This is a genomic window from Acinetobacter sp. FDAARGOS_558, assembly GCF_003937785.1.
GTDB lineage: Bacteria > Pseudomonadota > Gammaproteobacteria > Pseudomonadales > Moraxellaceae > Acinetobacter > Acinetobacter baumannii.
On the sequence record NZ_RKJH01000001.1, the window covers coordinates 4,041,309 to 4,054,315 of the forward strand.

General features: G+C 38.9%; 12 protein-coding genes and 2 pseudogenes. 9 read left to right on the plus strand and 5 right to left on the minus strand.

Annotated elements, in window-relative coordinates; genetic code table 11:
- Nucleotides 1–534 (minus strand): annotated as a pseudogene (locus EGT34_RS19505) (hypothetical protein); the annotation flags it as partial.
- 442 nt (nt 535–976) lie between these two features.
- Here EGT34_RS19505 and tauA point away from each other — a divergent pair.
- From tauA to tauD, 4 genes and pseudogenes are all read left to right on the plus strand, one after another.
- Entirely contained in the window at nt 977–2,017 is a 1,041-nt protein-coding gene (gene tauA, locus EGT34_RS19510) for a taurine ABC transporter substrate-binding protein (RefSeq protein ID WP_000651495.1), read from the plus strand.
- A gap of 9 nt (nt 2,018–2,026) precedes the next feature.
- Nucleotides 2,027–2,822, plus strand: a pseudogene (locus EGT34_RS19515) (taurine ABC transporter ATP-binding protein).
- Nucleotides 2,819–3,688 (plus strand): taurine ABC transporter permease TauC, encoded by an 870-nt coding sequence (gene tauC / locus EGT34_RS19520; protein ID WP_001092654.1) that lies wholly within the window; start codon nt 2,819–2,821, stop codon nt 3,686–3,688. Before EGT34_RS19515 ends, tauC begins: the two are co-directional and overlap by 4 nt.
- Before the next feature lie 8 nt (nt 3,689–3,696).
- The gene (gene tauD, locus EGT34_RS19525) at nt 3,697–4,578 is read left to right on the plus strand and encodes a taurine dioxygenase (RefSeq protein ID WP_001099243.1); all 882 of its coding nucleotides are present in this window, start codon (nt 3,697–3,699) and stop codon (nt 4,576–4,578) included.
- Between the two features lie 67 nt (nt 4,579–4,645).
- Here tauD and EGT34_RS19530 read toward each other — a convergent pair whose 3' ends face one another.
- Together EGT34_RS19530 and EGT34_RS19535 are read right to left on the minus strand one after the other, a co-directional pair.
- A complete protein-coding gene (locus tag EGT34_RS19530) occupies nt 4,646–5,380 on the minus strand; it encodes an aspartate/glutamate racemase family protein (protein WP_000694023.1) in 735 nt (244 codons plus the stop codon).
- Nucleotides 5,377–6,846, minus strand: coding sequence for an NCS1 family nucleobase:cation symporter-1 (locus tag EGT34_RS19535; RefSeq protein WP_001066263.1), 1,470 nt, complete (start codon nt 6,844–6,846; stop codon nt 5,377–5,379). Before EGT34_RS19535 ends, EGT34_RS19530 begins: the two co-directional genes overlap by 4 nt.
- Nucleotides 6,847–7,243: 397 nt before the next feature.
- On the opposite strand from EGT34_RS19535, the gene EGT34_RS19540 reads away from it, so the two are divergent.
- Entirely contained in the window at nt 7,244–7,993 is a 750-nt protein-coding gene (locus EGT34_RS19540; protein WP_161631897.1) for a GntR family transcriptional regulator, read from the plus strand.
- A gap of 38 nt (nt 7,994–8,031) precedes the next feature.
- Here the strand turns inward: EGT34_RS19540 and EGT34_RS19545 are convergent, their stop codons facing one another.
- Nucleotides 8,032–8,922, minus strand: coding sequence for a LysR family transcriptional regulator (locus EGT34_RS19545; protein WP_000375416.1), 891 nt, complete (start codon nt 8,920–8,922; stop codon nt 8,032–8,034).
- A gap of 195 nt (nt 8,923–9,117) precedes the next feature.
- Here EGT34_RS19545 and EGT34_RS19550 point away from each other — a divergent pair, with 195 nt between their 5' ends.
- The 3 genes from EGT34_RS19550 (at nt 9,118) to EGT34_RS19560 (ending at nt 12,008) form a co-directional block, all read left to right on the plus strand.
- Complete coding sequence (locus EGT34_RS19550; protein ID WP_001043286.1) at nt 9,118–9,804, plus strand: hydrolase; 687 nt, start codon at nt 9,118–9,120, stop codon at nt 9,802–9,804.
- Between the two features lie 110 nt (nt 9,805–9,914).
- Entirely contained in the window at nt 9,915–11,789 is a 1,875-nt protein-coding gene (locus tag EGT34_RS19555) for an amidohydrolase (RefSeq protein ID WP_000129811.1), read from the plus strand.
- A 57-nt stretch (nt 11,790–11,846) separates the two neighbouring features.
- Complete coding sequence (locus tag EGT34_RS19560; protein ID WP_000784879.1) at nt 11,847–12,008, plus strand: DUF1427 family protein; 162 nt, start codon at nt 11,847–11,849, stop codon at nt 12,006–12,008.
- 68 nt (nt 12,009–12,076) lie between these two features.
- On the opposite strand, the gene arsC is transcribed toward EGT34_RS19560, so the two are convergent.
- Nucleotides 12,077–12,505: an arsenate reductase (glutaredoxin) gene (gene arsC / locus EGT34_RS19565; protein WP_000138006.1), complete on the minus strand. Its 429-nt coding sequence runs from the start codon at nt 12,503–12,505 to the stop codon at nt 12,077–12,079.
- 84 nt (nt 12,506–12,589) lie between these two features.
- Here arsC and EGT34_RS19570 point away from each other — a divergent pair, with 84 nt between their 5' ends.
- Nucleotides 12,590–12,919 (plus strand): ArsR/SmtB family transcription factor, encoded by a 330-nt coding sequence (locus EGT34_RS19570; protein WP_000610149.1) that lies wholly within the window; start codon nt 12,590–12,592, stop codon nt 12,917–12,919.
- Nucleotides 12,920–13,007: the final 88 nt, after the last annotated feature.

Sequence of the window (13,007 nt, forward strand, 5' to 3'; positions counted from 1 at the left end):
TTTGCTTTTACCTCTATAGGTGCCACCATCGGTAGGATAAAAGGCGAGTTGTGCTTCATTGATTCCATCATTGAAATCATATTTTACCCCAAGGTTGTGTACATCTTCCCAACCAGCACTATTGGCAATGCCTAAATAATAAGTATTTCCCCAAAAGCGGCCCAAGCCAAAAGGAACGGGGTTTAAGCCAGCAATAATTTTACTGTTGTCATTAATTTTATAACCCAACCATGCATCGGTGAGCCAGTTGGCATCGCCTAAATGCCCGTAATATTCATAAACCCGATAATCTAGACGGCCAATCCATTTTGGGGAATTATAGTCCAGCCATAATACGGCGTCATTAAAGGAAAATTTACTGGTAGACGGTTCAGAGTCAAAATCATAAATATATTTGGCTCGAACAGTACCGCTTACTTTAAGTTGACCTTCTTCAGCATTGCCAAAGGTAAGCGCTGCATGACTTGAGAGGCTGAATGTAATTAAAGACGTTGTAATTAATGTTTTTTTCAAAATTTGAGAATGTTTAAACAAAAGAATTTTTCTCCTCTTAAAAATAAAAATTAAATTTGCGTCATGTATAAACCAGAAAAAGATTTGTCCAAATCTCAATATTTGCAGAAGTTTTAAGATAAAAAGATAATAAAAATCTGACCGTTATAAAAAATCTCGAAAATTAATTAGATGCAAAAATCTGGGTATAGAGACAAAAATAAAAATGATGAAATATGAGTAGGATAAAATAATTAAAAGGGGGATGACAGGGTCTTCTAATCATATGATTTGGGAATATCGTTTTTAATTATTGATATATAAGTAATTTAATTTTACCACTAATCTGTAAGTTTGCTTGAAATTTGCTTTTTACCAAAAGATAAAAACTTATGAAGAAAAGTTATTTATAAAAACCAGATAAGCAACTCATATTTTTTTATTTTTCATTATAAGGCCAGCTGCATACCATGAGCTTATATTATTGAAAGATCATGAAATTATGAGCACGAAGACCAAACCGTTGATTATCACCGCAATTGTTATAGTCGCAATTGTTGCATTTATCGTATGGCAAAATAAAAAAGACAATAATACAAGTGCTTCAGTTCGTGACAATAAACCTGTCGTGATTGCTTATCAAACTGGGGTTGACCCAAGCAAAGTTGCACAGGCGAATGGAGACTATGAAAAACATAGTCAACGTACTATTCAATGGAAAAAATTTGATGCGGGTTCAGATGTTGTCAATGCTCTGGCTTCAGGTGATGTCGTACTTGGTAATATTGGTTCAAGCCCACTTGCTGCCGCGGCAAGCCGTAATTTACCGATTGAAGTATTCTTAATTACTTCAAAACTTGGTGCATCTGAAGCACTCGTGGTGAGTAATAAATCAGGCATTAAAACTCCTCAAGATTTAATTGGCAAAACCATTGCTGTACCGTTTGTTTCGACAACCCATTACAGCCTTTTGTCTGCACTTAAACATTGGAACATTCCAGAAGACAAAGTAAAAATTATTAACTTGCGTCCACCTGAAATTTCAGCTGCTTGGGAACGTGGTGATATTGATGCTGCCTATGTTTGGGAACCTGCTTTAAGTAAAGCCAAAGCATCTGGTACGGTTTTAACCGACTCAAAACAAGTCGGTGAATGGGGTGCTCCAACTTATGACTTATGGGTTGTACGTAAAGACTTTGCAGAGAAAAATCCTGACTTTTTGAAAGCTTTTGTCCAAACCACACTTGAGCAACTCGAAAAATATAACCAAGACCCAGCCGCTTACGTTAAAGATGCTGATAACGTGCAAAAAATTGCGCAGCTCACAGGTTCTGATGCAAAAGATATCCCGCTTTTATTAAGTGGAAATATTTACCTTGACCACGCTCAGCAAAAACAAACATTAGATGGTGAATTTGCGCAAAATATTTTTGATACAGCGAAATTCTTAAAAGGTCAGGGCAAAGTCGATCAACTTAAAGCCGATTATAAAGGCAATGTGAATTCTTCATTTTTGCAGCCTTAAGGAGTTGTCATGAGTGTACTTGAAGCCAAACATATTCATCTGACTTTTCCTAAACAGCAAAAGCCAGTTTTACAAGACATTAACCTAACCATTGAAGAAGGTTCTTTAACCGTGATTTTAGGTGAGTCGGGTTGCGGCAAAACAACTTTGCTTAATATCTTGGCAGGGTTTCAAAAGCCGAGTTCTGGTGATGTGCTTGTAAATCATGAAGTCGTAACTGGACCAGATGTAACTCGTGCTGTTGTATTTCAAGATCACGCCTTACTTCCTTGGTTGAATGTTGCAGATAATGTTGGCTTCGCTTTGCAGTTAAAAGGTTTAAAGCGTGCAGAGATTGAGAAACAAGTGAGTGCAATTTTAAAAATTGTGGGTTTAAGTCACGTTGAAAAAGCCAATATTTGGGAACTTTCTGGTGGTATGAAACAACGTGTTGGTATTGCCAGAGCTTTGATCAGTCACGCGCCGTTTATTTTATTAGATGAACCTTTTGCCGCATTAGATGCTTTTACGCGTGAAAACATGCAGCAGTTAGTGCTCGATTTATGGATTCAACAAAATAAAAGCTTCTTTTTTGATTACTCATGACATTGAAGAAGCATTATTACTCAGCAATCAGCTGGTACTAATGACAGCGCATCCAGGCAAGATTGTAGAAACTCTACATCTCGATTTTGCCCAACGGTACCGTCAGGGTGAGTCTATTCGCTCAATTAAATCGGACCCCCAATTTATTCAGCTCAGAGAACAGCTATTTGAAAGTTTAAGGGCACAAAAACAAAGCGGTAAGGAGGCGTTACCTACATGAACACTAAAGATAACGTCTATGAATATGACAAAGCAGAGCTTAAACCTGAGTTAAATGTGCAAACAGAAAATGCTTCATTTCTATCATCATTTTTTGAGAAGCATCGTACTTTGGCGGTCAGCATAATCAGTGTGGGAAGTGTAGTTGCACTCTGGTTCCTCATTAGTGCTTTGCATGTTGTACCTGAACTGTTTTTACCGAGTCCGCAGGCAGTCTGGCAAAAATTTATATCGGTCAGCCAAGAAGGCTTTATGAAGGCTACTTTGTGGCAACACTTGGCCGCTAGTATCTCGCGTGTGTTTTTGGCTTTGATTGCTGCCGTGGTGATTGGCGTACCATTGGGCTTATGGATGGGCCTGAACAAATGGGTTCGCGCTGTTCTAGATCCTTTAGTTGAATTATTACGTCCAATTCCGCCGTTAGCGTATTTGCCGTTACTTGTAATTTGGTTCGGTATTGGCGAAACCACAAAAGTACTTTTGATTTTCTTCTCGATTTTGGCGCCTGTCATCATTAGTAGTGCACATGGTGTTTTAAGCCATCAGCTAAATCGTGAACGTGCGGCATTGTCATTAGGGGCAAGTCAGTCACAAGTCTTTTGGCATGTCATTTTACCAACGGCTTTGCCTCATATTATTACCGGTATTCGTATTGGTCTTGGGGTGGGCTGGTCAACATTAGTTGCAGCTGAGTTGGTTGCAGCGGACCGTGGTATTGGTTTTATGGTGCAATCGGCAGCACAGTTCTTAATTACCGATACGGTGATTCTGGGCATTATTGTGATTGCGATTGTCGCAGTTAGTTTTGAGCTGTTTTTACGTTGGTTACAAAAACAGTTTTCTCCTTGGTATGGTCAGCAGTTGTAGTAAAGAAGATGAATACAGTAGTAGCAAACTTAAATATAGAAGTGATCAAGCCTACCATTGGCGCAATTATTCACGATATTGATTTGAATGCGTTAAATGAACAGACAACGCAACAAATCCAGCAGGCTTTGCTTGATCATCAGGTCATTTTTTTTCGAAAGCAACAATTAGCACCACAAGCACAAGCAGACTTGGCCCGTAGTTTTGGCACCTTACATGTGCACCCGATTTATCCTTCAATTGAAGATGTACCTGAGGTGATGGTGCTCGACAGTTGGAAACAAGATTTGCGTGACAATGAACTTTGGCACACAGATGTGACTTTTAGTAAAACTCCACCTTTAGGTTGTGTGTTGCAAGCCATTAAAATTCCACCTGTAGGCGGCGATACATTATGGTCGAGCAACACAGCAGCTTTTAAAGGGCTTCCGCTTGAGTTGCAGCAAAAATTGCGTGGCTTAACTGCAACGCACGATATTCGTAAGTCTTTTCCACTTGAGCGTTTTGCTCATAACGAAGAAGAGCGTGAAAAACTTTTACAAACCTTTAAGCGTAACCCGCCAGTAGTTCACCCAGTGGTACGTACTCATCCGGTTACAGGTGAGCCTTTGTTATTTGTAAGCGAGGGTTTTACCACACACATTAATGAGTTACCCGAGCAAGAAAGTGAGCAATTACTTAATTTCTTGTTTGAACATGCGACCCAAGAGCAATTTCATTTACGCTGGAAATGGCAAGACGGTGACGTCGCGATTTGGGATAACCGTTGCACACAACATAAAGCATTATTTGATTATGGCGACGCCCATCGAATTATGCACCGCGCAACTATTAATGGCGATGTGCCATTTTATAAAGAAGAACAACAGCCAGAGTTAGCAGAGGCTTAATTCCTTTAATTATTCTTTGTTTCAATTCCAACTCTGAGTTTTGAGCTGGAATTGAAACAGTAACTCTTTAGCGCATTCCAAAACCTGACAATATGCCTGTGTAATTTTTCACGGGAGGTGAGGCCCAATCACCAATTTTGCTGGTTTTTAAATTTAACTGGACTAAAATTTCAGCTTGTTTAACGGCTGCTGCAACGCCGTCAATAACGATTACACCTAACTCGCTTTGTAGCTTTAGACATAAATCACTCATACCTGCACAGCCTAAAACAATCGCATCGCTTTTATCTTCTGCGAGCGCTTTTTTGCACTCATCTCGTATGGTCTGATAAGCGTCTGAGTCAGAAAGCTCCAACTCTTCAACTGCAATGTCACAAGCTCGAACATTTTTGCAAAATGGCGTAGCCCCGTAGCGATGAGCCAGATGCCAGCTCATATTCACTGTGCGTTGTAAGGTTGTGACCACACTAAAACCAGTACTTACATAACTTGCAGTTCGCATAGCTGCTTCGGCAATCCCAATCACAGGTGCTGACGTCATTTCACGGGCAGCATAAAGCGCAGGATCACCAAAACAGGCAATAACATAAGCATCTGCATCTAGAAGTTCACCTTGGCGGATTTCCTCTAGCACACCTATGGCACTTAGGGCTTCATCATAATAACTTTCAATCGTTGCGGGGCCCATTTGAGGACTCACGGCAATAATTTGAGTACCAGAATTTGCGGCTATCTTTGCTGATGCAGCAATTTTGTCAGTCATACTTTGGGTGGTATTGGGATTAATAATTTTAATTTTCATTGTGCTTTTACCTTAGTCATTGCCGATTTAGCATGGGTAAGCGGTTGGTTAAGAAATCGGTAAATGACAAAACCGAATCCCATACCGATAAACCATGTGAAATTAGCCAGCCCAGACAGTTGTGGTAAAAGTACGCAGAGAATAGGAATTAATGAAGCTGGAATTAAGGCATAAAAGGCAGAGTGGTTATAACCATTTTTGTACCAATACAAACCCTTGCTATCTAAAGTATATAAATCATCTACCACGATCTTTTGTTTTTTAACGAGGTAAAAATCGGCGAGCAATACACCAAAAAGTGGACCGATAAATGCACCTAAAATATCAATGGTGTAATGGATCACTTGAGGGTTATTAAATAAATTCCATGGGGTAATGAAAATTGAACCTACTGCTGCAATCATTCCACCCATGCGCCAGCTAATTTTGCTCGGTGAAACGTTGGAAAAATCAAAGGCAGGTGAAACAAAGTTAGCGACAATATTAATCCCGATAGTGGCAATCATTAAGGTTAAACTACCTAAAATCACCACAAAAGTATTATCAAGTTTACCGACCATCTCGACTGGGTCTGTAATAAGTTTTCCATACACTGGAAGCGTTGCAGCAATACACACCACAGTAAGTAAAGAAAAGCCTAAGAAGTTAATCGGTAAGCCAAGAAAGTTGCCCATTTTAATCGCGTTAAAACTTTTACCATAACGAGAGAAGTCACCAAAATTCAGCATAGGCCCTGAAAAATATGAGACAACAAGCGCAATAGCACCAATCATGACAAGTACAACCGCAAAGCCGTCATATTGAACACCGCTCAAGTTTAAATCAATATTTTGCCAGCCAGCTTTCCAGATGAGCCATACTGCCATCGCAAACATTACGATGTAGACAGCTGGGCCTGCCCAGTCAATGAACTTACGAATACTGTCCATGCCAGACCAGAAAACAGTCGCTTGCAGTAGCCAAAGCAGCATGAAGCCAACCCATCCTAAATAGGAAAGCCCAAGAAAGCCGTAAGTTGAAACATCAGCATAGACTGACCATTCTGGAAAGAACTTTAAAATGACCAATAAAAAGGCACTGGAGGCCAAATAAGTTTGAATGCCATACCATGCGACAGCAATAAGACCACGGATAACGGCAGGGATATTTGCACCAAGCACACCGAAAGTGGCACGACAAATCACAGGATAGGGCGTGCCTGTTTGTTGGCTAGACTTGGCAATTAGATTTGTAAAAAACTGAACAATTGCAATGCCGATCAGTAAAGATAGAAGTACCTGCCAGCTGTTGAGTCCTAGTGCAAAAAGGCTTCCAGCCATGACATAACCACCGACGCTATGAACATCAGACATCCAGAAGGCAAAAATATTATAAGCGCCCCAAGTTTGCTTTTTTAAAGGAGCTAAGTCTTGATTTGTTAGTTTTGCATCATAAGAAGGTTTAATTATCGCTTCGGTATTATTCATCTTGAACACTCACTTCCCTATGTTGGGCGGGCACGTTCTTCAGCAGCTTGAAATACTGACTAAAAGAATGAAATTAAAATTGTGCACAATGTTATATTTAGATTGTGCACAATTTATTGAGCAAAAGTTATGCCAAACTTGAGATGGTGTATTGATGAGTGATTTAGCTTGATACAATTTTGGAATATAAAGAGAGAGATTTATAAACTGAGACGTGCCTAATTTTTATAAAAAGCAAATAAATTTAGGTGTATAAGTGGATATTTAGAGATTTAATATTGAATTGTTCAGCTCAGCATAGATAGTGTGAAAATGAGAGAAATATTTCCAAACGCTTAAGTTAAACTTACACTATTCAAAATAGATGAAGTTCTAAAAAGAGGAGACATTAATAAAAATGGAGAAATCAATGTCATCGAATGCACCAAAAAAAGCCGTAGAAATGAGCAATGATGAGATTGATGACCATATATATAACGCTATTGTAGATGCTATTTTAAATCGACAACTTGCCCCTGGCGCACGTTTAGTTGAAGCACCCTTATGTGAAGCATTTGGTGTAACGCGAGGAGTGTTAAGACGTGTTTTCGTCAAACTTGCACATGATAAGGTCATCGAAATTCAGCCCAATCGTGGGGCACTCATCGCAAAACATAGTGCAAATGAAACAAAAGAAGTCTTTGAAGCACGCAGCATGCTGGAAATCGCCACTGTAAAAAAACTAGCACAAAAGTCTCATCACCTAGATTTTAGTGAGCTTCGGACTTTGGTAGAACAAGAGTCGGATGAGCGTTTAGCTGGAAATTGGGCCGAGTGGATTAAGCTATCAGGGCAATTTCATTTAAAGCTGATTGAAGCTAATCAAAATTCGATCATGACCAGTTATTTGCAGACACTTATTGCGAGGACTTCGTTATTAATTGGCTTATATGAAATTCCAAAACATAATAATTGTTCGGCAGATGAACACCGTGCAATTTTAGATGCCATTGAACAAGGCGATGAAAAACGAGCAACGCAATTGATGGAAGAACATTTAGAACACTACGCAACCACATTTATTGAAGAAAACAGTGCAGTATCTGCCGAGCAAAATTTATTAAATTTATTTAAAAATAAGAGAATTGAAACAACTCAAACTAATTAAAAATCTGGGCCAATTCCTGTGGAAAAGGCCCAGATTGGTTATTTTATGGGAATGATTTGATGTGTTAAAAAATCAATAAATAGTTTTACTTTCTTCGATAAAATCTTACGATTTGGCCATGTGACATATAAGTGAAGTGGCTGACTGGTATAATCTTCCAAACATTTCTGTAACTTACCTTCTTTGTAATAAGGCTCTGCAATAAACTCTGGAAGAAAAACAATACCGTGATCTTTTAAACACATATCCAATAATAGTTCACCATTATTACACGTCATCACAGGGAAACAATTAAAAGACACTTCTTTCTGATCTTTTTGAAAAATCAATTTTTTATGTCGGCTATCTTGATAGTAAATTAGAAACTTATGTTCTTTAAGTTCTTCTAAAGAAGTAGGTAATCCATGTTGATTGAAATATTCAGGTGTTGCATATAAATAACGTTGATAGGTATTTAAAATTTTACTATTTGCCAAACTTGGCGCAGATCCATCTAAGCGTATGGTCAGATCAAATTTGTGTTGATTCACATCTAATAGCTGATCTGTCATAAACAAATCAATTTTAATACTGGGATATTTCTCAATAAAGTCTGAAATGATATGTTGAAGGAAAATGTTGCTAAAAGACATGGGCGTATTGAGCTTGAGTTCGCCTTCAGGATATTGCTGGTTATAGCTAATCTCGTAAGTTGCCCATTCAAATTCACTCAATATAACCTTGCAATGTTGGTAAAATTTTTCCCCACAACTGGTCAGATTCATTTGTCTGGTTGTTCGATTTAATAGCGTTGTTTTTAAATCATTTTCAAGGTAGCAAACACGTTTGGCTACCAAATCACGAGAAATATCGAGTGCTCTAGCTGCGCTACTAAAATTCCCATGTTCTACGACACTTACAAAAGTGGAAATACAGTCTAATCGATCCATGGATAACTAAAAATTAAAAAATATATATCCATGATTAAACTATAAAAATTAAAAAGCAATCATTGATTTGATTGTATCCATACAGGATACAGATTCGAGCTGTTTTGCTGTCTATGTTTTTACATTTTTATCTGTTTTGATAATAACCAGTAGGCAATTTTAAAAGCCTTATATAATGAATAATGGAGTTTAGACGTGAATAAATCACTTTTAGAACAACTATCACCAACCAATTGTCAGGTTATTTTTATTGATCATCAGCCGCAAATGGCTTTTGGGGTACAGTCAATAGATCGCCAAGTATTAAAGAATAATACTGTAGGGTTAGCAAAAGCGGCTAAAACATTCAATATTCCTGTCACCATTACAACGGTTGAAACTGAAAGCTTCTCTGGTCATACCTATCCAGAACTTTTAGATGTATTTCCAGATGCTCCATTACTAGAACGTACTTCAATGAATTCGTGGGATGACCAAAAAGTACGTGATTCGCTTGCAAAAAATAATCGTAAAAAAGTGATTGTTTCAGGTTTGTGGACTGAAGTGTGCAACAACACCTTTGCTTTTGGTGCGATACTTGAAGGGGATTATGAGATTTATATGGTCGCAGATGCTTCAGGCGGTACATCGAAAGAAGCACATGACTACGCCATGCAGCGCATGATTCAGGCAGGTGTTGTTCCGGTAACTTGGCAACAAGTATTACTCGAATGGCAGCGTGATTGGGCACACCGTGATACATACGATGCAGTTATGGCAATTGTACGTGAGCATTCTGGTGCTTACGGTATGGGTGTGGACTATGCCTATACGATGGTACATAAGGCACCTGAGCGTACAACATCAAAACATGAAGTACTTGCACCAGTTCCTGCAAAATAAAACAGTACTGATTTAGATAAAGGTATGTCTAGTATTCAATATTTAAGTGATATTAATACAGATATATCTTTATTTTTTTAGAACGATAATTCACAAGAATGGAGTTCAGAATGACCGACATAAACCTCATACTTAAAAACGGTAAAATTACAACACTAGATCCTCAAAACCCTGAAGTACAAGCAATTGCGATTGCAGACGGTAAAGTCGTCCGCACGGGTACAACTGATGAGGTTATGAAACTCGCAACTCCAACAAGTAAAGTTGTAGACTTAAATGGTCGTCGCGTTATACCGGGTCTAAATGACAGTCATTTGCATATTATTCGTGGTGGCCTCAATTACAATATGGAACTGCGCTGGGAAGGTGTGCCATCCGTTGCCGATGCGTTACGCTTACTCAAAGAACAAGCAGATAATACGCCAGCTCCACAATGGGTTCGTGTCGTAGGCGGTTGGACTGAATTCCAGTTTGCTGAAAAGCGTTTACCGACTTTAGAAGAAATTAATAAAGCTGCGCCAGATACTCCAGTATTCGTTTTACATCTATACGCTAGTGCCATGTTGAACCGAGCTGCCCTTGATGTATTAGGCTTTAACAAAGACACACCAGACCCGCCGGGTGGCAAGATTGTACGAAATGAAAAAGGTGAGCCAACAGGACTGCTGCTCGCAACGCCATCGGCTATGATTTTATATTCGACCTTAGGGAAAGCACCAAAATTGCCAGTTGAAGATCAAGTCAATTCAACTCGTCATTTCATGCGTGAATTAAACCGATTAGGTATTACTTCAGCAATTGATGCAGGTGGTGGAGGTCAAAACTACCCTGAAGATTATGATGTGATTAAGCAATTGCACAATCAAAATCAAATGACAGTGCGAATTGCTTACAACTTATTTGCTCAAAAGGCAGGTCAAGAGCTTGATGATTATCGCCGTTGGACAGAAATGACATTTCCGGGTGATGGTGATGAATTATTTAGAATGAATGGAGCAGGTGAGAACCTGACGTGGTCAGCGGGTGACTTTGAAGATTTCTATGAGCCACGTCCAGATTTACCAGAAAAAATGGAAGGCGAACTCGAAGCCATTGTAGAACACTTGGCTGAAAAGAAATGGCCATTCCGTATTCATGCAACTTATGATGAAAGTATTAGTCGGTTACTCAATGTATTTGAGCGCGTCAATTCAAAACAGCCATTTGCGACACGATTTATTATTGACCATGCCGAAACTGTATCTGAGCGTAATATCGAACGTATTGGTGCGTTGGGTGGTGGTATCGCGATTCAGCATCGTATGGCATATCAAGGTGAGATTTTCGTAAAACGCTATGGTGCCGAAGCTGCCCAAGCAACGCCACCAGTCAAGAAAATGTTAGAACTCGGTGTACCTGTGGGTGCGGGAACAGATGCGACTCGTGTTGCATCTTATAACCCTTGGGTGTGTTTGTATTGGCTGACTACAGGTAAAACAGTAGGTGGGTTACCTTTGTATGATGAAAAAAATCTATTAGATCGTCAAACCGCCCTCAAACTCTGGACGAAAGGTTCGGCTTGGTTCTCAGGTGAAAAAGATATTAAGGGTTCACTCACAGCAGGTGAACTTGCTGACTTGGTTGTGCTGTCAGATGACTACTTTAAAGTTGAAGCAGAAGATATCCAGTGGATTGAGTCTGTACTCACTGTTTTAGGTGGAAAAGTGGTGTACGCAGGGGCAGAGTTTAAGCAAGACGATCCGCCGTTACCGCCAGCATCTCCAACATGGTCGCCAGTAAAACGCTTCGGTGGTCAGTGGCGCTTATCTGAAAACCGTAATGCACCATCGAATCAATCATTACAGTCACAAAGTGCATTGTGTGCATGTGCTAGTAGCTGTGGAATGCATGGACACAGCCACGCTTGGATGCTTGATGTTCCTGTAAATGATAAGGACAAAAAATCTTTCTGGGGCGCACTTGGGTGCTCGTGTTTTGCATTTTAAATAAAACAGTATGGGAACCTGCCTCATTAAATAGCTTGTTTCCTTAAGGTATGTACGATGAAAATGTACTTGTTATCTTTGGCTGTAGGGTTGCTTGTTGGTGTCTTATATTATGTTTTAAATGTTAAGTCACCAGCTCCACCTCTTGTTGCATTAGTCGGTTTATTAGGCATGGTAATAGGAGAGCAACTGCTTCCTTTTATTAAGTCCTATTTTTAAGCTGTTTTATTCAAAAAAGCTAAATGGTGCCATATCATTTAGCTTTTTATATTGATAATTATCTTCAATTACTTTAAACGACGGCCTTGTTCATCAATGATCACTTCACCATCTTCTTTTGCAAAATAGCCTAAGTTTTGTGAATCTAAAATGTCTAGTACCATCTCAGAAGGGCGGCAAAGTCGCGTGCCTTTTGGTGTAACCACAAATGGGCGATTAATTAAAATTGGATATTGCACCATAAAATCAATTAACTGTTCATCGGTCCAATGGTCTTGTTCTAACTCTAAATCTTTATAGGGTTCAACATTTTTACGAATTGCTTCACGTACACTTAGGTTCGAATCCTTAATGAGTTGAATCAATTCATCTTTACTTGGCGGTGTTTGCAAATATTCAATAATGATAGGTTCAATTCCTGCATGACGAATAAGCGCCAATGTATTGCGCGAGGTCCCGCAAGCAGGGTTATGGTAAATCTTCACTAGCTCAGTCATGGTAAATTTATTGTCAAATTAAGATATTGCATTTATATATGGATATCCGTATATTTGCAATAACGAATATATTTTGTTGAAGATATGATCAACCAAGTCGATTTCTTTAAATGTCTATCTGACCAAACTCGGTTAAATATTCTTAAATTAGTTCTAAATAAACAAAATATTTGTGTCTGTGAGCTAACCGAACAGCTTGAGTTGAGCCAACCCAAAATTTCTAGACACTTAGCTTTGTTACGAACTCATGGCGTATTACTGGATGAAAGAAAAGGACAGTGGGTTTATTACAGCTTAAATCCTGATTTACCTGTTTGGGCTTTAGATATTTTAAAGGTGATAGAAAATGACGAGAGTGGGACAAGAATAAAACAACAAGATCAGCCTTTCATCACGACAACGTGTTGTGATTAATCTTCCTAGATTTCCGTCTTTAAAATTTAGATTTTCTTAGCATAAGTGCATAAGCATTTGTGTGTATTGAGCAAAATTAATCAATTCT

Coding starts and splice junctions, on each gene's coding strand:
- EGT34_RS19560 (WP_000784879.1), top strand. CDS start 11,847: ATGAAAATGTACTTGTTATCTTTGGCTGTAGGGTTGCTTGTTGGTGTC.
- tauC (WP_001092654.1), top strand. CDS start 2,819: ATGAACACTAAAGATAACGTCTATGAATATGACAAAGCAGAGCTTAAA.
- EGT34_RS19540 (WP_161631897.1), top strand. CDS start 7,244: ATGGAGAAATCAATGTCATCGAATGCACCAAAAAAAGCCGTAGAAATG.
- EGT34_RS19530 (WP_000694023.1), bottom strand. CDS start 5,380: ATGAAAATTAAAATTATTAATCCCAATACCACCCAAAGTATGACTGAC.
- EGT34_RS19555 (WP_000129811.1), top strand. CDS start 9,915: ATGACCGACATAAACCTCATACTTAAAAACGGTAAAATTACAACACTA.
- arsC (WP_000138006.1), bottom strand. CDS start 12,505: ATGACTGAGCTAGTGAAGATTTACCATAACCCTGCTTGCGGGACCTCG.
- EGT34_RS19535 (WP_001066263.1), bottom strand. CDS start 6,846: ATGAATAATACCGAAGCGATAATTAAACCTTCTTATGATGCAAAACTA.
- EGT34_RS19570 (WP_000610149.1), top strand. CDS start 12,590: ATGATCAACCAAGTCGATTTCTTTAAATGTCTATCTGACCAAACTCGG.
- EGT34_RS19545 (WP_000375416.1), bottom strand. CDS start 8,922: ATGGATCGATTAGACTGTATTTCCACTTTTGTAAGTGTCGTAGAACAT.
- tauD (WP_001099243.1), top strand. CDS start 3,697: ATGAATACAGTAGTAGCAAACTTAAATATAGAAGTGATCAAGCCTACC.